The sequence below is a fragment of the Comamonas humi genome (genome assembly GCF_054782535.1).
The window spans coordinates 1-23,755 of record NZ_BAAGSH010000019.1 but is presented as its reverse complement, the minus strand read 5'-3'; the positions used below and the strand labels follow the sequence as shown (position 1 = coordinate 23,755).

Here is a 23,755-nt window from a genome sequence, read left to right as displayed (position 1 = left end):
CTAGCGCACCGTGCGGCGCAGCACCTCGGGCATCACCTCGTTGGCGATGCGGTGCATGGAGTCGTGCACCAGGCGCGAATCGAGCACGCCGAAGTTCTGCAGGAACATCACGTGGTCGATGCCCATCTCGCTCAAGCCCACCAATTGGTCGGCCACGGTGCGCGGCGAGCCGAACATGCCCAGGCCGGCGTTCACCACGGTGTCGTAGGTACGGCGGGTGTCGTAGAACAGGCGCGTGTCCAGGTACAGGTTGAAGGCCTCTTCCGCATTCAGCTTGGCCTGCTCGTCGGTCTCGGCCACGTGGCAGTGGAAGGCCAGCACCGCGCTGCCTTCGCCGGGCGCGCCGGACTCGCGGTAGCCCTTGCGGTAGTCCTCGACCAGGCCGCGGATCTCCTCGAACGAAGTCAGGCACGAATACGGCAGCGAGAAGATGTTGCGGCCCTGGCGGCCCACGTGGTAGGCGGCCTCGCGGCGCTGGATGGCGACGTGGATGGGCAGCCTGTCCTTTTGCAGCGGCTGCACGTTGAGCGCCACGCCGGGCAGGTCGTTGTACTTGCCCTGGAAGTGCACGGGCTCGCCGGTCAGCGCCTGCACCATGACCTGCAGGTTCTCGTCGAAGCGCTCGCGCTTTTCCTCGGGCGAGACGCGGTGGCCCTCGAACTCGTGGCGCAGGTAGCCCGAGCCCACGCCCAGCGTGAGGCGGCCGCCCGAGAGCATGTCCACCATCGCATAGTCCTCGGCGATGGTCAGCGGGTTGTGGATGGTGATGTTGGACACCGCCACGCCCAGGCGGATCTTCGTCGTCTCGCGCGCCAGCGCGGCCAGGAACACGGCGGGGTTGGGCACCGAGCCGCACTCGTGGAAGTGGTGCTCGGCGACGAAGAAGGTGTCGTAGCCCAGCGATTCGGCCAGCTTGGCCTCGGCAATGACCTGCTCGTAGAGCTGGGCCACCGAGCGGTGCAGCGAGGGATGGTGGTCCTGGACGGAAAAGATGGAATAACGCATTTAGCTGGCCCGGCGGATGCGTTCGATGCTGTCGGCACCGAACTGCTGGTTGAAATTCTTGTAGCTGGCTTCGAGCGCCGCGACGAACGGCGCCTTGTCGATCTGCTCGACCACGGCCATGCCGTGCTGCTTGAGGTTGCGCACGCCCGACTGCTCGTCGGCCGCCACGCGGCGGCGCATGGCCGCGGCGCCGGCGCGCGCGGCGGCGCGGAAGGCCTCCTGGTCCGCCTTGGACAGCTTGCCGAACAGCGCCGGCGACACCAGGAACAGCGCGGGCGAGTACAGGTGCTGGGTCAGCGACAAATACTTCTGCACCTCGTAGAGCTTGGCGGCCTCGATCACCGAGATCGGGTTGTCCTGCCCGTCCACCGTGCGCTGCTGCAGCGCCATGAAGGTCTCGGGCCAGTTGATCGGCGTGGGGCTGGCGCCCAGGCCCTTGAAGGCCGCGATGTGCATGGGATTTTCCTGCGTGCGGATCTTGAGGCCACGCAGGTCCTGCGGCTGCACGATGGGGCGCTTGTAGTTGGTGATGTGGCGGAAGCCGCCCTCGCCCCAGGCCAGCGCCATCAGGCCGCGCGCCGGAAAGCGCTGCAGCATCTCGGCGCCGATGGCGCCGTCGAGCACCGCATGGGCGTGCGCGTAGTCGCGGAACAGGAAGGGCAGGTCGAAGATCGTGACCTGCGGCACGAAGTTGCCGATGGCGCCGGTGGACACCAGGGCCAGGTCCTGGCTGCCGAGCTGCACGCCCTCGATCATCTCGCGCTCGCCGCCCAGGGCGCTGGACGGGAACTGCTGGATGCCGAAGCGGCCGTCGGTGAGCTTGCCCAGCTCCTCGGCAAAGGCAGCGGCCGCCGCGCCGAACTGCGAGTTCTGCGGCAGCGGGTAGCCAAGCTTGAGCTGGGTGGTGGTGGCGTGGGCGGGACGGGTGAAAAGAGGGGGCAGGGATGCAACCGCAGCCGCGGCCATGAAGGCTCGGCGGCTGGAAGTGGGCGAATGCATGCGGAAATCCTTGAAGAATCCTGGGCTGGGAGTGGCGGGCACCAGGAACCACATGGCCGCTTTGCTGGACCATCGCTCCCGGGGGCGAAGCCGGGATTTTAAGGCCGCAGTGCCCGTTTCAGCGCCCGTTTCAGCGCCCGTGCCAGGGCAGCAGCCAGCGCTCCAGCCGGCGCAGCAGCGCATCCAGCGCCAGCGCGATGGCGCCGATCACGAAGATGCCCATGACCACGATATCGGTGCGCAGGAAGTTCGAGGCGTTGAGCACCATCTGCCCCAGGCCCTGCGTGGCGGCCACCATCTCGGCGGCGACCAGCGTGGTCCAGGCAAAGCCCATGGCGATGCGCAGGCCGACGAGGATGTCGGGCAGCGCGGCGGGCGCGATGGCATGGCGCAGCAGCTGCCAGCGCGTGGCGCCCAGCGAGCGCAGCGCGTTGATCTGCTCGGCGCTGGCATTGCGCGTGCCGGCTCGCGCGGCCAGCGCCATGGGCGCGAAGCAGGCCAGGTAGATCAGCAGCCACTTCGACGCCTCGTCGATGCCCAGCCAGATCACCACCAGCGGCAGGTAGGCCAGCGGCGGCAGCGGGCGGTAGAACTCCAGCACCGGGTCGAGCAGCGCCTGCGCCCAGCAGTTGACGCCCATGGCCATGCCCACGGGCACGGCGGTGAGCATGGCCAGCACGAAGGCGCCGAACACGCGCAGGCTGCTCCACTGCGCATGCACCCACAGCGCGTCGCCGCCCTGGATGTCGCCGCGCCAGGCCTGGCCGAAAGCCTTGAGCACGGCCTCGGGCGGCGGCAGGAACAGCGGCGGCACCCAGCGCAGCTCGGTGGCCAGCCACCACAGCGCCAGCCAGCCGGCCACGCACAGCAGGCTCCACCAGCGTTTGGGGCTGGGCCGGTGGGCGCGAAACGGCGCGACGGCGGGGATATCCCCAGGCGGCGGCGCCAGCGGTGCTGCGGGCGCCGCCTGCAGGGGTGCGGATTCGAAGGTGGTAGCAGTCATGGCATCAAAACAGGCTACAGCGCTTATCCATCAAGCGCCAGCAGCTATCATTTTCACAATCAAGCAGGCACGGGCGCGGCGCCGGCGATGGCTTCCATCAACCGCTCGCGCATAGCGATGAAGGCCGGCAGCGACTTGACGGCGCGGGCCGATTCGCCGGCCAGGTAGCGGCGGCCGAAATCCACGCGCAGGCTGTCGCTGATGCGCCCCGGCCCGGGCCGCATGACGATGATGCGCGTGGCCAGGAACAGCGCCTCCTCCACGTCGTGGGTGATGAAGAACACCGTGCGCGGAACCGCACGCTCGCCGGCCCACAGCCGCAGGATCAGCTCCTGCAGCGACTCGCGCGTGAACACGTCGAGCGCGCCCAGCGGCTCGTCCATCAGCAGCAGGTCGGCATCGCCGGCCAGCGCCCGCGCCATGCCCACGCGCTGCTGCATGCCGCCCGACAGCTGCCACGGATAGGCCCCGGCGCGCTGCGCCAGTCCCACCCGGGCGAGCTGCTCGCGTGCGATGCGCTGGCGCTCGTCGCGCCCCACGCCGCGCAGGCGCAGGCCCAGCGCCACGTTGTCGATCACGCTGAGCCAGGGCAGCAGCGCGTGCTTCTGGAACACCACGCCACGCTCGGCGCCCGCATCCAGCACCGGCTGGCCGCGCCAGGCGATGCTGCCCGCCGATGGCGCCGTGAAACCGGCGATGCAGTTGAGCAGCGTGGTCTTGCCGCAGCCCGAGGCCCCGACCGCGACCACGAACTCGCCGGGTGCGATGTCCAGGCTCAGGTCGTGCAGGGCCAGCGCCCGCACATCCCCGGCCGGCGCGCCCTCGTAGCGCACCGACAGGTGGCGCACGGCCAGGCCGGCCCCGGCGTCACTGCTGCGCGGCACGGCGCACCCAGCGGTCGTTCACGCCCACCGCATAGTCGGGCAGCACCTGCTGCACCGAGCCCTGCGCCTGCAGGAACTGCGCCGTGGCCGCCAGCGACTGCGCCACCACCGAGGCCTTGCCGCCGCCCAGCCACTGCGCGCTGGCCTGCTCGGCCGGCGGGATGAAGGCATAGAGCTTCAGACTGTCGGGCACGCTGGCAGCCTCGGCGCCCGACCACTTGGCCACGGCCTTGACCTCGACCGAGTCCGCCGTCCACGCGCCGGGGTTGGCGGTGTAGCGCTGGTCGGCCTCGGCCAGCACCTTCACGAACTGGCCCAGGAACTCGTCGTGGGCCTGGGCGAAGTCGGTGCGCACGGCCAGTGCGTCGAAGGTGGCCTTGCCGGTCTGGGCGGCGATCTGGCCCGAGGTGGCCAGCACCTGGCCGCTCTGCTTGATCCTGGCCAGCACCGGGTCCCAGACGAAGGCCGCGTCGATGTCGCCGCGCTCCCAGGCCGCCAGGATCTCGGGCGGACGCAGGTTGAGGATCTTCACGTCCTTGGGATTGATGCCCGCGGCCTGCAGCGCCACCAGCGCATGGAAGTGGCTGGTCGAGACATAGGGGATGCCGATCTTCTTGCCCTTGAGGTCGGCCAGGGTCCTGGCATTGCTGCCGTTGCGGGCCACCAGCGCCTCGGCGTTGTGGATGTTGTCGGCCACCCAGAATACCTGTAGGGGCACGCCCTGCGACAGCGCGGCGGCAAAGGGCGAGGAGCCGGCCTCGCCGATCTGGATCGCGCCGCTGGCCAGCGCGCGCGTGACCTCGGCGCCGCTGCCCAGCTTGCGGTAGCTGATCTTGTAGCCGGTGACCTTTTCCACGGCCTGGGTTTCCTGGGCAAAGCGCCAGGGCAGCACCATGTCCTGGTAGCCGATCACGACCTCGCGGGGCGCGGCCTGCGCGGGCAGCGCGGCGGCGCCGAAAGCGGCGGCCAGGGCCAGGGAGAAAGCGCGGCGGGTGTGTTTGTGCATGGCGGAGCCTGGATCGTTGGGATGCCGGCCAGTCTAGGAAGATCGGCGCGTGCTGCATGCGCGCAATCCGCATGTGCTCATGCGAAAAACGCGCATGCCGCGCCCGCTGCGGGCGCCACCTAGAATGGGGTTCTGCAAGATTGCGGGAGCCTTGCCATGCCCTTGTCGCCCGGTGGCGCCGCCGACAACCAGTTCGACGAACTCCGCAGCTACCACCTGCTGGACACCGACCCTGCGCTGCAGGCGGCGCTGGCGCGCGCCGGCGCCGATGCCTGGCTGCCGGGGCTGCGCGAGCAGGGCCGCGCGCTGGGCGAGGCCGACAGCTGGCGGCAGGCCGAGCTGGCCAACCGCCACACCCCCGAGCTGCACCGCTACGACGCGCGCGGGCGCCGCATCGACCAGGTGGAATTCCACCCGGCCTGGCACCGCCTGCTGGAGCTGTACCGCGCACCCGGGCTGATCGATCGCCCCTTCGCCGACGAGGCGCCCGGCCGCTGGACGGCCTGGGCCGCGGGCTTCTACCTGCACGGCCAGCTCGAACCCGGCAGCCTGTGCCCCGCGACGATGACCACCGCCAGCATCCCCGTGCTGCGCCGCGAGCCCGCGCTGTGGGCCGGGGTGCAGGCCGCGCTCACCAGCGCCAGCCACGATGCGCGCGACGCGCCCATCGCGCACAAGCAGGCGCTGTGGGTGGGCATGGGCATGACCGAGAAGCAGGGCGGCTCCGACGTGCGCGCCAACACCACCACGGCCTGGCCGGTGGATGCGGGCGGGCGCGGCGGCGCCTACCGCCTGCGCGGCCACAAGTGGTTCTTCTCGGTGCCCATGGCCGATGCGCACCTGGTGGTGGCGCGGCAGGCGGCCTCCGCCGCCGACGATGGCTTCGACGCCCCGCTGGCCTGCTTCTGGGTGCCGCGCTGGCGGCCCGACGGCACGCGCAACGCGGTGCAGGTGCTGCGCCTGAAGGACAAAGTCGGCAACCGCAGCAATGCCAGCAGCGAGGTCGAGTTCGACGACGCCCATGCCGTGCTGGTGGGCGAGCCCGGGCGCGGCATCGCCACCATCATGGAGATGGCCACCATCACGCGCCTGTGCTGCGTGCTGGGCAGCGCGGCGCTGCTGCGCCAGGCCGCGGTGCAGGCGCTGGCCTATGCGCGCCGGCGCCAGGCCTTCGGCCGCCCGCTGGCGCAGCACCCGGCCATGCAGGCCGTGCTGGCCGACCTGGCGCTGGAGAGCGAGGCCGCGCTGCTGCTGGGCCTGCAGCTGGCGCAGGCCTTCGAGCATGCCGGCGACCCGGCCGATCCGGCGTCGCAGGCCTGGCAGCGCATCATGACGCCGGCCGCCAAGTTCTGGGTCTGCAAGCGCGCCATCGCCGCCAGCGCCGAGGCCATGGAGGTGCTGGGCGGCAACGGCTACGTCGAGCCCTCGGTGCTGGCGCGGCTGTACCGCGAGGCGCCGGTCAACTCGATCTGGGAAGGCTCGGGCAACCTGATGTGCCTGGACGTGCTGCGCGCGCTGCAGCGCGCCCCCGAATCCTGGACGCCGCTGCGCGCCTCGCTGCTGGCGCTGGCCCAGGGCGACGGGCGCATCGCCGCCGCCGTGGAACAGCTCACCCTGGGCCTGCAGGCCGGCGCCGCGGCGCTGGAGACGCAGGCCCGGCTCTGGGTGCAGCAGCTGGTGCTGGCCGCCCAGGCCGGGCTGATGCGCACGCACGCCCCCGTCGATGTGGCCGAGGCTTTCATCACATCCCGCCTGGCGCCGGGCGCGCGCCTGGCCGTCATCGGGGCGCTGCCGGCCGGCGGCGCCCTTCCCTCCATCCTGCAACGCGCTTTTCCGGAGTAAGCATGGCCGTCAGCGTTTTCGACTTGTTCAAGATCGGCATCGGGCCGTCCAGCTCGCACACCGTGGGGCCGATGCGCGCCGCGCGGGCCTTCGTGCAGCGCCTGGCGCGCGCCGGCGTGCTGGCGCAGGTGGCGCGGGTGCGCTGCCAGCTCTACGGCTCGCTGGGCGCCACCGGCGTGGGCCACGGCAGCGACCGCGCCGTGCTGCTGGGCCTGGAGGGCCAGGCGCCCGACACGGTGGACGTGGACACGGTGGATGCCATGGTGGCGCGCATCACGCAGCAGCGCCGGCTGGCGCTGGAAGGCGGCCCCGCCATCGCCTTCGACCCCGCCACCGACCTGCTGCTGGTGCCCCAGACCACGCTGCCGCTGCACGCCAACGGCATGCGCTTCGAGGCCATGGACGCCGGCGGCGCGCTGCTCGACGGGCAGGTCTACTACTCGGTGGGCGGTGGCTTCATCGTCAGCGAAGAGGCGGCGCAGGAAGCCGCCCGCAATGCCGAGCGCCAGCAGGCCATCGCGCCGGACACCACCATCCTGCCGCTGCCCTTCCACAGCGGCGCGCAGCTGCTGGCGCAGACGCAGGACGCGGGCCGCTCCATCGCCGGGCTGATGCGCACCAACGAGCGCCACTGGCGCAGCGATGCCGAGATCGACACCGGGCTGCTGGCCATCTGGCGCGCGATGCAGGACTGCATGGAGCACGGCTGCCGCGCCGACGCCATCGGCGGCACCCTGCCCGGGGGCTTCCATGTGCGGCGGCGCGCGCCGGCGCTGTACCAGGCGCTGACCACGAACGCGCCCGACCCGGCCAGCGACCCGCTGCAGATCATCGACTGGGTGAACCTGTTCGCGCTGGCCGTCAACGAGGAGAACGCCGCCGGCGGCCGCGTGGTGACGGCGCCCACCAACGGCGCGGCCGGCATCGTGCCTGCGGTGCTGCACTACTACTGGCGCTTCGTGCCCGGCGCCAATGAGGCGGGCGTGGTCGACTTCCTGCTCACCGCCGGCGCCATCGGCATCCTGTACAAGGAGAACGCCTCGATCTCGGGCGCCGAGGTCGGCTGCCAGGGCGAGGTGGGCGTGGCCTGCTCCATGGCCTCGGCCGGGCTGTGCGCGGTGCTCGGCGGCACGCCGGCGCAGGTCGAGAACGCGGCCGAGATCGGCATGGAGCACCACCTGGGCCTGACCTGCGACCCGGTGGGCGGGCTGGTGCAGATTCCCTGCATCGAGCGCAATGCGCTGGCGGCCGTGAAGGCCATCAACGCCGCGCGCATGGCGCTGCGCGGCGACGGCACGCACATGGTCAGCCTGGACCAGGTGATCGCCACCATGCGCGCCACCGGCGCCGACATGATGACCAAGTACAAGGAGACCTCGCTGGGCGGCCTCGCGGTGCATATTGTGGAGTGCTAGCTGCACAAACGGTGGGCAACTGGCGCTTTGATGTGGATAACTCTAACCGGAAACGCCAGAACGCCCCCCTACAATCACGCCCATGGCAATGCATTTTGATTTGGTCGACCTGCGCCTGATGGTGCATGTCGCGGACGCGAACAGCATGACGCGGGGCGCGGAGCTGTCCTTCATCTCGCTGCCCGCGGCCAGCACGCGCATCAAGAACCTCGAAGAGAGCATGGGCGTGAAGCTGCTGTACCGCACCAGCCAGGGCGTGACGCTGACGCTGCCCGGCCAGGCCTTCGTGCAGCATGCGCGCACGGTGCTGGGGCAGATCGAGTACCTGCGCGGCGACATGCAGGAATACGCGCGCGGCATCAAGGGCCATGTGCGGGTGTTCGCCAACACCACGGCTCTGGGCGAGTTCCTGCCGCCGGTGCTGCGCAGCTACCTGCGCATGCACCCGGACGTGGACATCGACCTGCGCGAGCGCCTGTCGCACGACATCGTGCGCGCCGTGGGCGAGGGCCAGACCGACATCGGCATCGTCGCCGGCCAGGTGCGCACCGAGAACCTGGTCGCCATGCCCTACCGCAAGGACCAGCTGGTGCTGGTGGTGCCCGCCGAGCACGCGCTGGCGGCGCGCAAGAAGGTGGCCTTCGCCGACACGCTGGGCTACGACTACGTGGGCCTGCACGAATCCAGCGCCATCCACGCCTTCCTGCGGCTGCACAGCGACCAGCTGCACCGCCCGATCAAGCAGCGCATCCAGGTGGGCAACTTCGAGGCCGCCTGCCGCATGATCGAGGCCGGCGTGGGCATAGGCGTGCTGCCCGAGTCGGCCGCGCGCCGCCATGCCAAGAGCATGGAGATCCGCATCATCGGCATCTCGGACGAATGGTCGAACCGCGAGATGCAGATCTGCGTGCGCAACCTCGAGTCGCTGCCGTCGTTCGCCCGCGAGCTGGTCGAGCTGCTGGTCGAGGATGCGGCGCGGGCCGCCGACGGCGCCAGCGACACCGACGCCGGCCCCATATCCACCAGCAATTAAGAGCCAATCAACAGGTTATCCACAACATGCCATCCATCTGGAAGAAAGACATCACGCTGGAGCTGCTGCGCGCCAGCGCCAGGAACACCGCCATCGAGCACCTGGGCATCGAGTTCGTGGAGATCGGCGACGACTACCTCGTCGGCCGCGTGCCGGTGGACCACCGCACGCGCCAGCCCTTCGGCCTGCTGCACGGCGGCGTGAGCGTGGTGCTGGCCGAGACCCTGGGCTCGGTGGGCGCGGTCTATGCGTCGCCACCCGGCTGGCGCGGTGTGGGGCTGGACATCAACGCCAACCACCTGCGCGCCGCCACCAGTGGCTGGGTGACCGGCACGGCGCGCGCCGTGCACGTCGGCCGCAGCACCCAGGTGTGGCAGATCGACATGAAGAACGGCGCCGGCCAGCTGACCTGCGTCTCGCGCATCACCATGGCGATGCTGGAAAGCTCCTGAAAAAAGAGCTGCTAGCGCTCATCAGATAAGGATTTCAGGCAGTTTTCCACTTGAAATCCACATCCAGCAAGCGCCAGCAGCTCTCTTTTTTATCCAACAGCTATCCACAGCAGGCTGTGGATAAGCATCGTCAGGTCGCCGGCTTGTCGCTCATCGCGGTCAGGTTGTCCTTCAGCTCCTGGCTCATGGGCAGGCCCAGCGCCTGGCTCTTGGGCGGGATGGGCTGCAGGAACCACTTGTCGTAGAGCTTGGTGAATTCGCCGGACTTCATCATGCCGCCGATCACGCCGTCCACCAGTTTCTTGAAGGCCGCATCGCCCTTGGGCAGCATGCAGGCATAGGGCTCGACCTGCAGCGAGTCGGCCACCACCTCGTAGGCGTTCGGGTCCTTGGAGTTGGCCTTCAGGCCGAACAGCAGGATGTCGTCCATCGCAAAGGCCACGGCGCGGTCCGCCTCCATCAGCAGGAAGCCGTCGGCATGGTCCTTGGCCAGCGTGATGTTGATGTCGAGCTTGTTGTCGGCGCTGTACTTGCGCACCACGGGCAGGTTGGTGGTGCCGGTGGTGATGGCCACGGTCTTGCCCTTGAGGTCGGCCCAGTTCTTGACGCCCGCGGTCTTCTTCACCACCGCGCGCGTGCCGGTGTAGAAGTAGTTGATGGCGAAGTCCACGTCCTTGCCGCGGGCGCTGTTGTTGGTGGTGGAGCCGCACTCCAGCGCCACGGTGCCGTTCTGGATCAGCGGGATGCGGTTCTGCGAGGTCACCGACTGCCACTCGACCTTCAGGTCGGGCTTGTTGATCTCCTTGCGCATGGCCTCGGCCACCTTGTTCGAGATCTCCACCGAGAAGCCGATCGGCGTGTTGGGCCCGCCCAGGTAGCTGAACGGCACCGACGACTCGCGGTAGGCCATGGTGACCTTGCCCGTCTCCTTGGCCTTGGCCAGTACATCGGCATGCACGGCGGGCACGCAGGCCAGCGCGGCGGCTGCGCAGACGGCGGATGCAAAAAACTTCATGGGGAGCTCCTTTCACAATCGACTTCGGTGCGGGGCAGTGTAGGAACAGCGTCGCGCACGCAACAATACCTTTTGCAGTCAAGACCATAACGTATGGTTATGCGCCGCCGCCGACAGGGTAAGCCCCCGGTGCGGCGCCCATGCCCAAAGCGCATGGATGCCGCGCATCTTGCTATGGCCGCGCCCGCGGCGCCGCCGGTATATTCAGCGGCCAGTCAAGCAAGGGTTAACACATATGCACGTTTGCATTCTCGGCGCCGGCATCGTGGGCCTGGCCGCCGCCTACGAGCTGCTGCAGGCGGGGCACGAGGTCACCGTCGTGGACCGCGCGCCGCACGGCGGCCTGGGCACGAGCCTGGGCAACGGCGCGCAGCTGAGCTACTCCTACGTGCAGCCGCTGGCCGACCCGGCGATCTGGAAGCAGCTGCCCAAGCTGCTGCTGGAAAGCGACTCGCCGCTCAAGTTCCGCCTGCAGGCCGATCCGCAGCAGTGGCGCTGGGGCCTGGCCTTCCTCGCGGCCTGCAACGGCGGGCGCTCGCTGCAGAGCACGCGCGAGCTGCTGGCGCTGGCCGCCGCCAGCCGCCTGGCCTTCGAGGCCATGCAGGGCGTGGTGCAGCCCGCGTGCGACTTCCTCATGCCCGGCAAGCTGGTGCTCTACCCCGGCGCGGCCGGCGTCGAGGCCGCCCGCCGCCAGCTCGACATGCAGGCGCAGCTCGGCAGCGCGCCGCAGCGCATCGTCACCACCGACGAGACCATCGCCATCGAGCCCGCGCTGGCCGGCTACCGCCCGCAGATCGCCGGCGCGGTGTTCACGCCCAGCGAATGCGTGGCCGACTGCCACCAGGTCTGCCTGGCGCTGGAAGCCTGGCTGCGCGCGCAGGGCGTGCGCTTCGTGATGGGCGCCGAGATCCGCGCACTGCGGCGCGAGGGCCAGCGCATCGTCGCCGTATCGACCGCGCAGGGCGACCTCCAGGCCGACCAGTACCTGGTGGCGCTGGGCACCGGCAGCGTGGGCCTGTGCGCGCCGCTGGGCGTGCGCGTGCCGGTCTACCCGCTCAAGGGCTACAGCCTGACGCTGGATGTCTCGCAGGCGCCCGACCAGGCCCCCACCGTCAGCATCACCGACAGCGCCCGCAAGGTGGTCTTCGCGCGCCTGGGCCAGCGCCTGCGCGTAGCCGGCATGGTGGAGCTGGTGGGCCATGGGCTGGACATTCCGGCCGACCGGATCGAGAGCCTGCGCCACTCCACCGAGGCGGTGTTCCCCGGCTGCGACACGGGCGGCGACCTGTCGCCCTGGGCCGGCCTGCGGCCCGCCACCCCCACCGGCGTGCCGATCGCCGAGCGCGCTGGCGCGAGCAACCTGTGGCTCAACACGGGGCATGGGGCGCTGGGGTTCACGCTGGCTTTCGGTACGGCGAAAGCGCTGCTGGGGCAGATGGAAGCTGCGGCTTAAAAAACAGGGGCCGAGCAACGCGACGGCCCGAATAGCATCCCCACCCCCTTCTGTCTGCGCCTGTGGCGGGGCGTTTGCGGGGTGGCATGCGCGTCGGAGCGCGCATGCTTCGTGGTCTGACTCGCCGGGGATGTCCGAGCGCAGCGCCTTCGGCGCGGAGTCGAGTTCCACGGCGCACCCCGCAAACGCCCCGCCACAGGTTGCCCCAACGCCTTGGCGTTGGGGTCGCAGACAGTCGGGGCGCTTTCTTTGCCTACTTTCTTGCGCGCGCAAGAAAGTAGGTCGCCCGCCGGGGCGAATTCCCGGCCTCTGCCGCTAAAACAGAGGCTCTGTGTCGCCAGCCCTCAAGCCAACTCCGCCACCACCTTCTGCAGTTCGCGCGTGATGGCCTTCACCAGCACCGAGTTCGGCCGCCCCGTCAGCCGCAATGCATTCACCGGCACGCGCAGCGCGGGCGCCAGCGGCAGCACGTCGACCCGGTCCGGCTTGGCCGACAGCGTGGTGCAGGCATCGACGATGGCCACGCCCAGCCCATGGTGCGCCATGGCCAGCGCCGTGTGGTAGGTCTGCACCGTGACGAAGGACTGCAGGCCCACGCCCGACTCGCGGCCGAGCTGGCTCAGCAGCACGCCCACCGGGTCCTGTGCGTCGAGGTGGATGACGGGCACCTCGGCCAGGTCCGCGAGCTGCAGGCTGCCGGCGCGCAGCTTGTAGGGCGGCAGCAGGCCCTTGGGCACCACGCACATCATCGGCACCTCGGCCAGCAGGTCCTGCTGCAGCGCGGGCTGCTGCACGTGGCTGAGCACAAAGCCCACGTCCGCCTCCTGCAGCAGCAGCGCCGAGACGATCTGCGGCGAATGCAGCGCCTGCAGCGTGACCTGCACGCCCGGGTGCTTGCGCTGGAACTGCGCCAGCGCGCGCGGCAGGATCTCGTGCCCCATGGCCAGCACGCAGAGGATGCGCAGCTCGTCGCTGGCCTGGCCGCGGCGCAGGCTGCCGGCGAGGCGCTCCACCTCCTCCAACTGGCCGAAGAGCTTCTCCATGTGCGGCCACAGCGTCAGCGCCTCGGTGGTGGGGATCAGCCGCCCCTTGCTGCGCTGGAACAGCGCAAAGCCCAGCTGCAGCTCGGCATGCTGCAGCGTGCGGCTCACGGCCGGCTGCGAGATGTTGATCAGCCGCGCCGCCGCGCTCACGCTGCCGGTGTGCATGACGGCGTTGAAGACCTCGATGTGCCTCAGGCGCATGCTCAGTCCGCGCCGGCGTCGTCGGCCTGTATGCGCGCCAGGCGCTCGCTCTTCCAGTACACGTCGTCGCCGCCGTCCACGCGGTTGAGCACGCGCGCCAGCACGAAGAGCAGGTCGGACAGGCGGTTGAGGTACTGGCGCGGCGCGGCGCGCATGGTCTCGGCCGCCTGCAGCGCCACCACGGCGCGCTCGGCGCGGCGCGCCACGGTGCGGCAGACATGGGCCTGCGAGGCAGCGCGCGTGCCGGCCGGCAGGATGAACTCGGCCAGCCGCGGCAGGCCGCCGTTGTAGTGCGCGAGCGCGTTGTCGAGCTGCAGCAGCGCATCGTCCTTGAGCAGCTCGTAGCCGGGCATGGACAGCTCGCCGCCCAGGTTGAAGAGCTGGTGCTGGATGTCGCCCAGCAGCACGCGCACGTCGTCCGGCAGCGGCTCGCACAGCAGCAGGCCGAGGTGCGAATTCAGCTCGTCCACGTCGCCCATGGCGTGCGGGCGCGGGCTGTGCTTGGAGACGCGGGTGTTGTCGCCCAGCCCGGTGGTGCCATCGTCGCCGGTGCGCGTGGCGATTTGTGAAAGTCGGTTAGCCATGTGAAGTCCCTGTATAGCAACGCCTGTGATTATGTTGCCGCAGCAACATGGGGCAAAAGTGCTGGCCTTGCCGGCAGGGTTGCGCTGCAATCGACACCTGTTCGATTGCGAAACGCGAAAGGAGGTCCCCGTGCCCCTGTTCACCAAGCCCGGCGCCTGCCTGCATCCCTTCGATGCGCGCAGCGTGCTGCTGTTTGCGTCGATGGCCGTCAGCTCGGCGATGGCGCAGACGCCCGTGGCCGCGCCGTCGCCGGCGGCGCGCCTGGCCGCTCCGGCCAGCCAGTCGCGCCTGCCGCTGCCCATGGGCCAGGCCCACCAGTGGCCCGGCCCGCGCCGACCGCGCAGCGAGCCCTAGTGCGCCCTACAACCCCAGATCGCGCCGCAAGCGCGGGCTGAGCTGGCGGGCCAGCTCGCGCACCAGCTCAGCCTGTTGCCGCGCTGCCCGCTGCTGCCGCCGCGCTTCGCGGCGCCGGGCCAGGCGTGTGCATACCGCCGCCACGGCCCACAGCGCGCGGGCGATGGGGTCGGCGCCATCGCCTGCCTGGTGGATGGCAGGCAGATCGGCCCGGGGGTGCATCGCAGGTATCGGCATGCTGGAAGCATAGAGCGTCCATTTCATGCCATCCAGCGCGCATTTCTGCCCATGCTGGTCGATTTTTCTAACCAATCCAGAGACAGAGCCACTACCATGGCAGGCATGCGCGCCCTGCCTTTAGACACCTTGCCCACCTTTGCCGCCGTGGCGCGCCAAGGCAGCATGCGCGCCGCTGGCGAGCACTTGCACCTGACGCACAGCGCCGTCAGCCAGCAGATTCGCCTGCTGGAGCAGCGCCTGGGCTTTGCGCTGTTCCACCGCCAGGGGCGGCGGCTGGTGCTGACCGATGCAGGCCGGCACATGCTGGCGGCCAGCGAAGCTGCGCTGGCCCAGCTGGAGACGGCGCGCCGCGAAGCCCAGGCGCAGGCCGATGGCGGCGGCCAGCGCTTGCGCCTGGCGATCTTGCCGTCGTTTGCGCAGCGCTGGCTGGCCCCGCGCCTGCCGCGCTGGCGGCAGGCGCATCCGGGCATTCACCTGGAGCTGGTGGCCTCGCAGCACACGGCCGATCTGCAGCAGGAAGGGCTGCACGCCGCCGTCCGCCAGGGCGCGGGCCACTGGCGCCAGCTGCGGGCCGAGCGCCTGTTGCACTCGCCCTATGTGGTGGTCGGCTCGCCCCGCGCCGCCGCCCGGTTGGCCGCTACCGCCGACAACGCGCTGCTGCATGAGCCGCTGCTGGGCAATACCGCGCTGTGGCAGGCCTGGCTGGCACAGGCGGGCATGGCGGCTGCGCGCGTTGCGCCGGTGGCGGCCTTTAACGACGCGGGCCTGCTGCTGCAGGCCGCCGAGGCCGATGTCGGCCTGGCCCTCGTGCGCGAGGTCTTGGCGGCCGATGCCTTGCTGGACGGGCGGCTGGTCAAGCTCTCGCCCATTGCCCTGGCTGAATCTGCAGCCGTGGCGCACCACGACCTGACGGCTTCGTACTGGCTGGCCTACCCCGAGGGCCAGGAGCATTGGCCACCGATCGTGGCGCTGCGCGACTGGCTGCACAGCGAGCTGGCCGCATCGGCGCACGCCTTGCAACAGCAGGCCGCCCGCGCGGCGACAGACGTACACTCGATGCCGATCTGACAAGGAACCCGCCATGAATGCCCCCCACACCCCGCACCTGTATTCCGAATCCGACCAGCGCGCCATCCCGTCCGCCTTCCTCGACGCCCTGCAGCAGCGCTTTGGCGCGCAGTGCTCGGTGGCGCTGGCCGTGCGCGAGCAGCATGGCCGCGACGAGGGCTCCATCCAGGCGCCGCCGCCCGCGGCCGTGGTGTTCGCCGAGAGCACGCAGGACGTGGCCGACGCGGTGAAGCTGGCCAGCCAGCATGAAGTACCGGTAATCCCCTACGGCGCGGGCTCGTCGCTCGAAGGCCATCTGCTGGCCATCCAGGGCGGCATCAGCCTCGACGTGAGCCGCATGAACCGCGTGCTCGCCATCAACGCCGAGGACCTGACGGTGACGGTGCAGCCCGGCATCACGCGCAAGCAGCTCAACGAGGCCGTCAAGGACACGGGCCTGTTCTTCCCCATCGACCCCGGCGCGGACGCCAGCATCGGCGGCATGACCTCGACCCGCGCCAGCGGCACCAATGCCGTGCGCTACGGCACCATGCGCGAGAACGTGCTGGCGCTGGAGTTCGTCACCGCGGCCGGCGAGGTGATCCGCACCGGCACGCGCGCCAAGAAGAGCAGCGCGGGCTACGACCTCACGCGGCTGATCGTCGGCAGCGAGGGCACGCTGGGCGTGGTGACCGAGATCACCGTGCGCCTGTACCCGCTGCCCGAGGCGGTGTCGGCGGCCATCTGCTCCTTCCCCAGCATCGCCGACGCGGTGCACACGGTGATCCAGACCATACAGCTGGGCGTGCCGATCGCGCGCGTGGAGCTGATCGATGCGAACTCGGTGCGCATGGTCAATGCGCACAGCAGGCTGAGCCTGCGCGAGGAGCCGCTGCTGCTGATGGAGTTCCACGGCACGCCGCACGGCGTGCAGGAGCAGGCCGAGACGGTGCAGTCCATCGCCAGCGAGCACGGCGGCCAGTCCTTCGAGTGGGCCAGCACGCCCGAGGAGCGCACGCGGCTGTGGACGGCGCGGCACAACGCCTATTTCGCCGCGGTGCAGAGCCGTCCGGGCTGCCGCGCCATCAGCACCGACACCTGCGTGCCCATCAGCCGGCTGGCAGACTGCCTGCTCGAATCGGTGGCCGAGGCCGATGCCAGCGGCATCCCATACTTCCTGGTCGGCCACGTGGGCGATGGCAACTTCCACTTCGGCTACCTGATCGACCCGAACGACGCGCAGGAGCGCGAGACCGCCGAGGCCCTGAACCACCGCCTGGTGGCGCGCGCGCTGTCCATGGGCGGCACCTGCACCGGCGAGCACGGCGTGGGCATCCACAAGATGGACTTCCTGGTCGAGGAAACCGGCGCCGGCGCGGTGCAGATGATGCGCGCGATCAAGCTGGCGCTGGACCCAAAGCACATCATGAACCCGGGCAAGATCTTCCGCGTCTAGATATTCCAAGCATGGCGTGCAGTGCTTGATGCACAAGCACTCAGGCCCAATACCGGTGCAGGGCACGGGGCGTATGCGGTTTCCACATATGCCTCGTCGAATTTCTTCGTTTCCAGCGCGGCGGGGCGCCTCCAACAATGGCCGCCTGATCCGTTCCGAAAGCCCGTCCATGAGCACCCCGCCCACCACGCAAGACCCCGAACAGCTCGCCCGCCATGCGCTGGCCCGCGCCGCGGCCTCGGCCGCATCGGCCCGCAAGGCCCCGGCGCTGCCAGTGATCGACCTGAACGAGCTGCGCAACCCCGGCACCCGTGCCGCCGCGCTGCACCAACTGGCCGCCACGGCGCGCGACATCGGCTTCTTCTACCTCATCGGCCACGGCATCGCCGCGCCGCAGTGGCGCGGCATCCAGCAGCAGGCGCGGGCCTTCTTCGACCTGCCCCAGGGCGACAAGGCGCAGCTCGCCATGGCCAACAACCGGCACTTCCACGGCTACACGGCGCTGAACGGCGAGATCACCCGCCACCGGCCCGACCGCCGCGAGCAGATCGACTTCGGCGAGGAGCTGCCCGCCATCGAGCCCGGCCCCGGCGTGCCCGCCTGGGCCGGCCTGCAGGGCCCGAACCAGTGGCCGGCCGCACTGCCCGGCTTCCGGGCCGAGGTGCAGGCCTGGCTGGACAGCAGCCGCGCCGTGGCGCTGGAGCTGCTGCGCCACTTCCTCGCCGCGCTGCAACTGCCCGAGAATGCGTTGGACGACTTGGTGAACGGCGACCCGGCGCACCGGCTCAAGCTCATCCACTACCCCGGCGACCAGCCTTCCGAGGCGGGCCAGGGCGTGGGCGCGCACAAGGACGGCGGCATCCTCTCGCTGCTGCTGCAGGACAGCGTGGGCGGGCTGCAGGTGGAGACCGCGCAGGGCTGGATCGACGTGGCGCCGCTGGCCAACGCCTTCGTGGTGAACATCGGCGAGATCCTGGAGCTGGCGACCAACGGCTACCTGCGCGCCAACGTGCACCGCGTGCAGGTGCCGCAGGCCGGCGAGGACCGCTACTCGGTGGCCTACTTCCTGGCGCCGCGCCTGGACGCGGGCCAGATCCCGCTGCTGCGGCTGCCGCCGGCCCTGGCGGCGCTGGCCACCGGGCCGGAGAGCGATCCCGAGAACCCGCTGCTGCGCCATGTGGGCGAGAACGCCCTCAAGGGCCGGGTGCGCTCGCACCTGGACGTGGCCGAGCGCTTCTACCCCGAGCAGTTCGCCCGGCTGCAGCAGCAGGCCGCCGAGCGCGGCCAGGCGCTGCGTGCCAGCGCGTATTGAGATTTCAAGCCAAATCAGCCTCCAGCGCTTATGCGACAAGCGCTGATAGCTATGATTTTTACGCCATCTGCGCCTTGCGTGCCGCCACGCCCGCGCCCACGAAGCCGGCGGACACCACGCTCAGCGCCAGCGCCACGGCCGAGCCCATGAAGACGCCAGCATTGAGCTGGTGGTCGAGCATGTAGCCGAACACCGGCGCGCCCAGGCAGAAACCCAGGTCCAGCCCCGAATACACCGTGCCGTACACGCGCCCGGTGGCGCCGGGCGGCGCGGCGCGCTTGACCAGCATGTCGCGCGACGGGCCGGCCAGGCCGGTGCCGAAGCCCGCCACCGCGGCCACCGCCAGCGCCGCCATGCCCGGCAGCCAGCCGGTGCCGACGATGAACAGCAGCGCCGCCGAGCCCAGCAGGCTCACCGAGATCAGCTTTTCGAGCCGCTCGACCTTGCCCACGGCAAAGCCGCCCAGCACCATGCCGGCCGCGCCGAACAGCATGTAGCCGGTGACCACCAGCGCGGTCCACTTCACGTCCAGGCCGTACAGGCGCTGCAGCGCCGGGCTGGCGAAGGACTGGATGGCGCTGAGCGCGCAGGTGGTCCAGAAGAAGAACGAGAAGCACAGCCACACCGACGGCAGGCGCAGGAAGGCCATCGGGTGCTCGGGCTTGCCACCCACGGCGGCAGCGGCCTTGGCGGGGCCCGCGCCGGGCACGGCCGCGCGGTCGTCCAGCGCCTCGCGGTTGATGACCATGACGGCCAGCACGATGGCCGCCAGTGCCGCGCCGCACAGGCACGCCAGGCGCCATGAGCCAAAGGCCGAGGTGATGCCGGCCATGAACACCGGCGCCGTGGCCCAGCCCAGGTTGCCCGCCAGCCCGTGCACCGAGAAGCCGTGGCCCAGCCGCGCCTGCGAGACGCGCTTGTTCAGGATGGTGAAGTCCACCGGGTGGAAGGGCGCATTGCCCAGCCCCGCGAACACCGCCGCCAGCACCAGGCCGCTGAAGCCCTGGGCCACGCTGGCCAGCACGCCGGCCACCACGAAGCTGGACAGCGCCGCGAACAGGATGGGCCGCGCGCCGATCTTGTCGACCACGAAGCCGGCCAGCGCCTGGCCGGTCATCGAGATCACGAAGAACACCGACACCAGCACGCTCAGCTCCGAGTAGCTGTAGCCGAAGTCGGCGATCAGCCACGGGAACAGCGGCGGCAGCAGCAGATGGAAGAAGTGCGAGGAGCCGTGGGCCAGCCCGATCAGGCCGATGGTGCGGGTATCCTGGCGCAGGCTGCCGATGCCATCGGCGGGCGCCACAGAAGCGGTGGTGTCAGTCATGGTGCCGATGGTAAAGAAATACCCTGCGGCCGGTATGCGACAGCAGGCCAATTACTATCGCCAATGCGCCAACCCTTGGAGCAGCGGCGGGACAGGAGGCAGGCATGGCGGTGATTTCGCTGGACGACGTGCGGGCGCGCAGCTACGTGGATTCGCTCACGCCCCACCTCTTCGTGCCGACGCGCGAGCGCCCGGTGCGCGCCAAGCTGCGCCTGCTGGACAAGAACACCCAGGTGCGCCCGCACAGCCATCCCTGGGCACAGCTGGCCATGTCCACCACCGGCACGATACGGCTGCGCGTGCCGCAGGCCACCTTCATCGTGCCGCCGGGCCGGGCGCTGTGGATTCCGCCGCAGGTGGAGCACGCGGTGACCATGGTGGAGAGCGCCGAGCTGCGCACGCTCTACATCCACCGGCCGCCGGGCCGCTACGGGCCGGGGGGCTCGCGCGCCGACGACGCCCACTGGCAGCACTGCCGCGTGCTGGAGATGTCCGACCTGATGCGTGCGCTGGCGCAGGACCTGTCCACCGTGCCCGACGGCCCGGAGCCCCCGGGCGCGGCTCAACTGCGCCGCGAGCGCCATGTGAGTGCGCTGCTGCTGGACGAGCTGGGCCGCGCCACCGTGCTGCACCTGCGCGTGGACATGCCGCGCGACAAGCGCCTGCAAAGCCTGTGCGAGGCCGTGCTGGAGGACCCCACGGCCGAGGACACGCTGCAGGCCTGGACGCACAATACCGGTGCCAGCCCGCGCACCGTGGCCCGTCTGTTCCGCCAGGAGCTGGGCTGCACCTACACGCAGTGGCGCCAGCAGGTCATACTCGCCTGGGCCGTGCAGCTGGGCGCCCAGGGCCTGTCCATCCGCCAGATCGCCGCCGAGCTGGGCTACACGCCCAGCGCCTTCAGCGCCATGGTGCACAAGGCCGTCGGCCTGTCGCCGGCGCGCTTCCTGGTTCACCGGCCTGAGGCACACTCGACACCGATTGCATCCACGACCCACCATGACTGAAGCCATCCATTCCTACGCCCCCCAAGACGGCCACGGCCTGCCGCACGACCCGTTCAACGCCATCGTCGGCCCGCGCCCGATCGGCTGGATCTCCACGCTGAGCGCCACCGGCGTGCGCAACCTGGCGCCGTACAGCTTCTTCAATGCCTTCAACTACGTGCCGCCGATCATCGGCTTCGCCAGCATCGGCCACAAGGACACGCTGAGCAACATCGAGGCCACCGGCGAGTTCGTCTGGAACCTGGCCACCGAGCCGCTGGCCCAGCCCATGAACCAGAGCTGCGCCGCCGTGCCGCCCGAGGTGGACGAGTTCGAACTGGCCGGGCTGACGCCGCAGGCCTCGCTGCAGGTCAAGCCGGCCCGCGTGCAGGAAAGCCCGGTGACCATGGAATGCCGCTGCACGCAGATCATCCAGCTGCAGACGGCGGCAGGCGCCACCGTGCCGACCTGGCTGGTGCTGGGCGAGGTGGTGCAGGTGCATATCGCGCAGCGGCTGCTGCAGGATGGCATCTACCAGACCGCGCTGGGCCAGCCACTGCTGCGCGCCGGCGGACCGGGGGACTATTTCACCATCAGCGCCGAAGGCAGCTTTGTGATGCGCCGGCCGCGCTGAAGCTGCACACACCGAACCAACAGGCAGCCACCAGGGTATCCACAGACTTGTTCACAGGCTGTCCAGGTTCATGCGGGTGGCCTGGGCGAAGCTGCCCAGGGTCCAGCCCCGGCCGAGCAGGAACATGCGGGTCGGCAGGGCGCCCAGCACCTCGGGCTCCACCTCGGCGCCCAGGTAGCGCAGCCGCTTGTCGCGCAACTCGACGAAGCCCAGGCGGTAATCCCGCGCCAGCGCGCGCCATAGCGCATGCGCCCCGGGCGACTGGCGGGCGCCCGTCACCAGGCACAGGCCGGCATCCAGCGCCCAGCGGTAGATGCACGAGGCCAGGCCCTGGCGCTGGTAGGCAGCAGAAAATTTGGAATGCGGCCCGCGTAGATAGCGGTCCGCGCGGCGATCGACCTCGACCAACCGGTTGAAGACGGTGAACCCGGCAATGCGGTGCGCGTGCGTGTCTTCGACATAGACATAGAACTCGCCATCGGCTTCGCGCCAGCGGATGGCAAAACGGGGATCGGACAGCGGAATCTCCGGAATCCCGTGCAGCCGGTCTCCCGGCGTGTGGATGCGATCGTGGATGGAGGCGCATTCGCCCTCCAGCTGCCGGGGCGGAATCGGGCTCACATCGATGCGCAATTCCGCCGGCCGGTACAACCAGGATGCCCAAAAGGGCGGCATGGCCATGTTCATGGCTTCATCTCCTTCATCGGGCTCCTCGCCCGCAGTGGACAAAGCGGTCCATGCTAGCGGCCCCCCCGATACCGCACGCCACTGGTGCGGCTCTTGGCACGGTTCGCAGCCACCCCCCTGCCATGTGTCCCCATGTATACTTTTTGACTTTCGAGGTCGCAAATGCATTCAAAGGATTGATATGTATAAGCTTTTGTCTGTGGTATCCCTGGGGTCGGCAGTACTGGCCGGATGCGTTGCGCAGACCCCGGCCGAACAGTTGGCGCCGCGCCAGGAAATGGTGCGCGTCTGCAATGGCAACAACTGCGTGGACCAGCACCGCAGCGTCGCCACCTTCCAGGGCACGCCTGCCAACCCCGAGGCCGAGCGCCGCCAGCAGGCGCTGGAGGCCCTGGCGGAGCGCAATCCCAAGGCAGCCTACGACCTGGGCCTGCGCTTGCTGCGCGGCGACGGCGTAGAGCAGAACGGCTACCAAGCCATCCAGTGGATGCGCAAGGCCGGCGACGCCGGCATGGTGGAGGCCCAGTTCGCGCTGGGCCGCATGTACCTGCTGGGCTTCCAGGAAATGGGCCCGGACCCGGCGGAAGCCGAAGCCTGGCTCACCCGTGCGGCCGGCAAGGGCCACAAGGAGGCCAAGCGCCTGCTGCCGCAGGCCCAGGCCGCCAAGCAGAGCGAGCACCAGGCCTACCAGGAGCGCGAGGCCGACCGCAAATCGCTGGGCCAGTGGGTCATCAGTACACCTTATTACTATTCCTGGGGCTCCTCGGGCTGGTATCCCCGGTAAAGCTCCGTTGCCGGGCAGGCCGGATCAGTGTTATTTTCCCTATCCCTTTTTATTCATCCATTGAGAGAGAGCTACTTCATGTCCAAGACCTCCCTATCCCTTCGCGGCGCTGCGCTGGCCGCAACGGTTGCCCTCGCAGGCTGCGTCACCCCAGGAGGCGGTCAGATCACCACCGGCAACAGCGCCACGGCAGCCACGGGCGCTGCAGGCGGCGCCACCAGCGTGAACGCCAATCCGGAACTGCAGAAGTGCGATGCCCCGCTGGGCACGCTGGCGGTGGACGACGGCCGCGGCAAGGAGTGGTATGCCAGCTTCGGCGCCACCACCAAGATCACCACCATCGAGCCGCTGATCCGCCTGGCCGTGCAGCAGTCCAACTGCTTCGTGATCACCTCGGTGGGCAACAACCGCACCGAGAGCAAGATCTCCTCCATCACCGACAAGCAGCGCAACTCGGGCGAGTTCCGCGCCGGTTCGCGCCAGGAAAAGGGCCAGCGCGTGGCGGCCGACTACTACATGGAGCCGTCCATCGTGATCGACAACGATGCCACCGGCCAGATGGCTGCCGGCGTGGGCGGCCTGTTCGGCAGCGTGGGCGCGCTGGTCGGCGGCGCCATGCAGAGCAAGGTGTCGGTGGTGACGCTGAGCATGTTCGACATCCGCTCGGGCGTGCAGATCTCGATCTCCGAAGGCAATGCCACCGCCACCAACTTCGGTGCGGCCGTGGGTGCCCTGGGCGGTGCGGTCGGCGGCGGCATGGCCGGCTTCTCGCGCACCCCCGAAGGCAAGGCCACCGTAGCAGCCTTCATGGATGCCTACAACAACATGGTGATCTCGCTGCGCAACTACAAGGCGCAGGAAGTCAAGGGCGGCCTGGGCCGCGGCGGCCAGCTCAAGGTCGGCAAGTAAGCTGCCCTGCCCCCACAAGAAAAAAGCCCCGGCAACGGCAATGCCAGTCAGATAACGCTGACTGGCATTTTTTTCGTTGGGAA

Annotated in this window: 24 protein-coding genes; 13 read left to right on the top strand and 11 right to left on the bottom strand. The window is 69.8% G+C overall.

The window, feature by feature from the left end:
* The 5 genes from ACYVKR_RS20315 to tauA form a co-directional block, all read right to left on the bottom strand.
* Entirely contained in the window at positions 1–1,005 is a 1,005-nt protein-coding gene (locus ACYVKR_RS20315) for an LLM class flavin-dependent oxidoreductase (protein ID WP_460482787.1), read from the bottom strand.
* Entirely contained in the window at positions 1,006–2,004 is a 999-nt protein-coding gene (gene dctP, locus ACYVKR_RS20310; protein ID WP_460482786.1) for a TRAP transporter substrate-binding protein DctP, read from the bottom strand.
* 130 nt (positions 2,005–2,134) lie between these two features.
* The gene (locus ACYVKR_RS20305) at positions 2,135–3,007 is read right to left on the bottom strand and encodes an ABC transporter permease (RefSeq protein ID WP_460482785.1); all 873 of its coding nucleotides are present in this window, start codon (positions 3,005–3,007) and stop codon (positions 2,135–2,137) included.
* A 59-nt stretch (positions 3,008–3,066) separates the two neighbouring features.
* Positions 3,067–3,891: a taurine ABC transporter ATP-binding protein gene (locus ACYVKR_RS20300; RefSeq protein WP_460482784.1), complete on the bottom strand. Its 825-nt coding sequence runs from the start codon at positions 3,889–3,891 to the stop codon at positions 3,067–3,069.
* On the bottom strand, positions 3,875–4,897 hold the full coding sequence (gene tauA, locus ACYVKR_RS20295; RefSeq protein ID WP_460482783.1) for a taurine ABC transporter substrate-binding protein: 1,023 nt from the start codon (positions 4,895–4,897) through the stop codon (positions 3,875–3,877). Before tauA ends, ACYVKR_RS20300 begins: the two co-directional genes overlap by 17 nt.
* 156 nt (positions 4,898–5,053) lie before the next feature.
* On the opposite strand from tauA, the gene ACYVKR_RS20290 reads away from it, so the two are divergent.
* From ACYVKR_RS20290 to ACYVKR_RS20275, 4 genes are all read left to right on the top strand, one after another.
* Positions 5,054–6,739: an acyl-CoA dehydrogenase family protein gene (locus ACYVKR_RS20290; RefSeq protein ID WP_460482782.1), complete on the top strand. Its 1,686-nt coding sequence runs from the start codon at positions 5,054–5,056 to the stop codon at positions 6,737–6,739.
* Between the two features lie 2 nt (positions 6,740–6,741).
* Positions 6,742–8,154: a serine dehydratase alpha family protein gene (locus ACYVKR_RS20285; RefSeq protein ID WP_460482781.1), complete on the top strand. Its 1,413-nt coding sequence runs from the start codon at positions 6,742–6,744 to the stop codon at positions 8,152–8,154.
* Between the two features lie 82 nt (positions 8,155–8,236).
* Positions 8,237–9,187, top strand: a complete 951-nt coding sequence (locus ACYVKR_RS20280; RefSeq protein ID WP_460482780.1) for a LysR family transcriptional regulator — start codon at positions 8,237–8,239, stop codon at positions 9,185–9,187.
* A gap of 26 nt (positions 9,188–9,213) precedes the next feature.
* The gene (locus ACYVKR_RS20275; protein ID WP_460482779.1) at positions 9,214–9,639 is read left to right on the top strand and encodes a hotdog family protein; all 426 of its coding nucleotides are present in this window, start codon (positions 9,214–9,216) and stop codon (positions 9,637–9,639) included.
* Positions 9,640–9,769: 130 nt separating this feature from the next.
* Here the strand turns inward: ACYVKR_RS20275 and ACYVKR_RS20270 are convergent, their stop codons facing one another.
* Complete coding sequence (locus tag ACYVKR_RS20270; RefSeq protein WP_460482778.1) at positions 9,770–10,654, bottom strand: amino acid ABC transporter substrate-binding protein; 885 nt, start codon at positions 10,652–10,654, stop codon at positions 9,770–9,772.
* 235 nt (positions 10,655–10,889) lie between these two features.
* Here ACYVKR_RS20270 and ACYVKR_RS20265 point away from each other — a divergent pair, with 235 nt between their 5' ends.
* Positions 10,890–12,107 carry an FAD dependent oxidoreductase family protein gene (locus ACYVKR_RS20265; protein ID WP_460482777.1) on the top strand — a complete coding sequence of 406 codons (1,218 nt, stop codon included), beginning with the start codon at positions 10,890–10,892 and terminating at the stop codon, positions 12,105–12,107.
* Positions 12,108–12,451: 344 nt separating this feature from the next.
* On the opposite strand, the gene ACYVKR_RS20260 is transcribed toward ACYVKR_RS20265, so the two are convergent.
* Complete coding sequence (locus ACYVKR_RS20260; RefSeq protein ID WP_460482776.1) at positions 12,452–13,351, bottom strand: LysR family transcriptional regulator; 900 nt, start codon at positions 13,349–13,351, stop codon at positions 12,452–12,454.
* 2 nt (positions 13,352–13,353) lie between these two features.
* Complete coding sequence (locus ACYVKR_RS20255) at positions 13,354–13,935, bottom strand: ATP:cob(I)alamin adenosyltransferase (RefSeq protein ID WP_460482775.1); 582 nt, start codon at positions 13,933–13,935, stop codon at positions 13,354–13,356.
* 130 nt (positions 13,936–14,065) lie between these two features.
* Between ACYVKR_RS20255 and ACYVKR_RS20250 the strand changes: the two genes are divergently transcribed.
* Positions 14,066–14,290: a hypothetical protein gene (locus tag ACYVKR_RS20250; protein WP_460482774.1), complete on the top strand. Its 225-nt coding sequence runs from the start codon at positions 14,066–14,068 to the stop codon at positions 14,288–14,290.
* Positions 14,291–14,296: 6 nt separating this feature from the next.
* On the opposite strand, the gene ACYVKR_RS20245 is transcribed toward ACYVKR_RS20250, so the two are convergent.
* On the bottom strand, positions 14,297–14,554 hold the full coding sequence (locus ACYVKR_RS20245) for a hypothetical protein (protein WP_460482773.1): 258 nt from the start codon (positions 14,552–14,554) through the stop codon (positions 14,297–14,299).
* Between the two features lie 69 nt (positions 14,555–14,623).
* Here ACYVKR_RS20245 and ACYVKR_RS20240 point away from each other — a divergent pair, with 69 nt between their 5' ends.
* From ACYVKR_RS20240 to ACYVKR_RS20230, 3 genes are all read left to right on the top strand, one after another.
* Entirely contained in the window at positions 14,624–15,598 is a 975-nt protein-coding gene (locus tag ACYVKR_RS20240; protein WP_460482772.1) for a LysR family transcriptional regulator, read from the top strand.
* Positions 15,599–15,611: 13 nt separating this feature from the next.
* Positions 15,612–17,033 (top strand): FAD-binding oxidoreductase, encoded by a 1,422-nt coding sequence (locus tag ACYVKR_RS20235; protein WP_460482771.1) that lies wholly within the window; start codon positions 15,612–15,614, stop codon positions 17,031–17,033.
* A 169-nt stretch (positions 17,034–17,202) separates the two neighbouring features.
* The gene (locus tag ACYVKR_RS20230) at positions 17,203–18,345 is read left to right on the top strand and encodes an isopenicillin N synthase family dioxygenase (RefSeq protein ID WP_460482770.1); all 1,143 of its coding nucleotides are present in this window, start codon (positions 17,203–17,205) and stop codon (positions 18,343–18,345) included.
* Between the two features lie 58 nt (positions 18,346–18,403).
* On the opposite strand, the gene ACYVKR_RS20225 is transcribed toward ACYVKR_RS20230, so the two are convergent.
* On the bottom strand, positions 18,404–19,672 hold the full coding sequence (locus ACYVKR_RS20225; protein WP_460482769.1) for an MFS transporter: 1,269 nt from the start codon (positions 19,670–19,672) through the stop codon (positions 18,404–18,406).
* A 104-nt stretch (positions 19,673–19,776) separates the two neighbouring features.
* Between ACYVKR_RS20225 and ACYVKR_RS20220 the strand changes: the two genes are divergently transcribed.
* A complete protein-coding gene (locus ACYVKR_RS20220) occupies positions 19,777–20,679 on the top strand; it encodes an AraC family transcriptional regulator (protein ID WP_460482768.1) in 903 nt (300 codons plus the stop codon).
* Positions 20,672–21,292 carry a flavin reductase family protein gene (locus ACYVKR_RS20215; protein ID WP_460482767.1) on the top strand — a complete coding sequence of 207 codons (621 nt, stop codon included), beginning with the start codon at positions 20,672–20,674 and terminating at the stop codon, positions 21,290–21,292. The genes ACYVKR_RS20220 and ACYVKR_RS20215 overlap by 8 nt, the downstream gene beginning before the upstream one ends.
* 51 nt (positions 21,293–21,343) lie before the next feature.
* Here ACYVKR_RS20215 and ACYVKR_RS20210 read toward each other — a convergent pair whose 3' ends face one another.
* Complete coding sequence (locus ACYVKR_RS20210; RefSeq protein WP_460482766.1) at positions 21,344–21,979, bottom strand: N-acetyltransferase; 636 nt, start codon at positions 21,977–21,979, stop codon at positions 21,344–21,346.
* A gap of 199 nt (positions 21,980–22,178) precedes the next feature.
* Between ACYVKR_RS20210 and ACYVKR_RS20205 the strand changes: the two genes are divergently transcribed.
* Together ACYVKR_RS20205 and ACYVKR_RS20200 are read left to right on the top strand one after the other, a co-directional pair.
* The gene (locus ACYVKR_RS20205; RefSeq protein WP_460483190.1) at positions 22,179–22,763 is read left to right on the top strand and encodes a tetratricopeptide repeat protein; all 585 of its coding nucleotides are present in this window, start codon (positions 22,179–22,181) and stop codon (positions 22,761–22,763) included.
* 78 nt (positions 22,764–22,841) lie between these two features.
* Complete coding sequence (locus ACYVKR_RS20200) at positions 22,842–23,672, top strand: hypothetical protein (protein WP_460482765.1); 831 nt, start codon at positions 22,842–22,844, stop codon at positions 23,670–23,672.
* Positions 23,673–23,755 lie beyond the last annotated feature (83 nt).

Coding starts and splice junctions, on each gene's coding strand:
- ACYVKR_RS20270 (WP_460482778.1), bottom strand. CDS start 10,654: ATGAAGTTTTTTGCATCCGCCGTCTGCGCAGCCGCCGCGCTGGCCTGC.
- ACYVKR_RS20265 (WP_460482777.1), top strand. CDS start 10,890: ATGCACGTTTGCATTCTCGGCGCCGGCATCGTGGGCCTGGCCGCCGCC.
- ACYVKR_RS20220 (WP_460482768.1), top strand. CDS start 19,777: ATGGCGGTGATTTCGCTGGACGACGTGCGGGCGCGCAGCTACGTGGAT.
- ACYVKR_RS20285 (WP_460482781.1), top strand. CDS start 6,742: ATGGCCGTCAGCGTTTTCGACTTGTTCAAGATCGGCATCGGGCCGTCC.
- ACYVKR_RS20230 (WP_460482770.1), top strand. CDS start 17,203: ATGAGCACCCCGCCCACCACGCAAGACCCCGAACAGCTCGCCCGCCAT.
- ACYVKR_RS20245 (WP_460482773.1), bottom strand. CDS start 14,554: ATGAAATGGACGCTCTATGCTTCCAGCATGCCGATACCTGCGATGCAC.
- ACYVKR_RS20290 (WP_460482782.1), top strand. CDS start 5,054: ATGCCCTTGTCGCCCGGTGGCGCCGCCGACAACCAGTTCGACGAACTC.
- tauA (WP_460482783.1), bottom strand. CDS start 4,897: ATGCACAAACACACCCGCCGCGCTTTCTCCCTGGCCCTGGCCGCCGCT.
- ACYVKR_RS20240 (WP_460482772.1), top strand. CDS start 14,624: ATGGCAGGCATGCGCGCCCTGCCTTTAGACACCTTGCCCACCTTTGCC.
- ACYVKR_RS20210 (WP_460482766.1), bottom strand. CDS start 21,979: ATGAACATGGCCATGCCGCCCTTTTGGGCATCCTGGTTGTACCGGCCG.
- ACYVKR_RS20315 (WP_460482787.1), bottom strand. CDS start 1,005: ATGCGTTATTCCATCTTTTCCGTCCAGGACCACCATCCCTCGCTGCAC.
- ACYVKR_RS20280 (WP_460482780.1), top strand. CDS start 8,237: ATGGCAATGCATTTTGATTTGGTCGACCTGCGCCTGATGGTGCATGTC.
- ACYVKR_RS20235 (WP_460482771.1), top strand. CDS start 15,612: ATGAATGCCCCCCACACCCCGCACCTGTATTCCGAATCCGACCAGCGC.
- ACYVKR_RS20255 (WP_460482775.1), bottom strand. CDS start 13,935: ATGGCTAACCGACTTTCACAAATCGCCACGCGCACCGGCGACGATGGC.
- ACYVKR_RS20305 (WP_460482785.1), bottom strand. CDS start 3,007: ATGACTGCTACCACCTTCGAATCCGCACCCCTGCAGGCGGCGCCCGCA.
- dctP (WP_460482786.1), bottom strand. CDS start 2,004: ATGCATTCGCCCACTTCCAGCCGCCGAGCCTTCATGGCCGCGGCTGCG.
- ACYVKR_RS20215 (WP_460482767.1), top strand. CDS start 20,672: ATGACTGAAGCCATCCATTCCTACGCCCCCCAAGACGGCCACGGCCTG.
- ACYVKR_RS20275 (WP_460482779.1), top strand. CDS start 9,214: ATGCCATCCATCTGGAAGAAAGACATCACGCTGGAGCTGCTGCGCGCC.
- ACYVKR_RS20260 (WP_460482776.1), bottom strand. CDS start 13,351: ATGCGCCTGAGGCACATCGAGGTCTTCAACGCCGTCATGCACACCGGC.
- ACYVKR_RS20200 (WP_460482765.1), top strand. CDS start 22,842: ATGTCCAAGACCTCCCTATCCCTTCGCGGCGCTGCGCTGGCCGCAACG.
- ACYVKR_RS20225 (WP_460482769.1), bottom strand. CDS start 19,672: ATGACTGACACCACCGCTTCTGTGGCGCCCGCCGATGGCATCGGCAGC.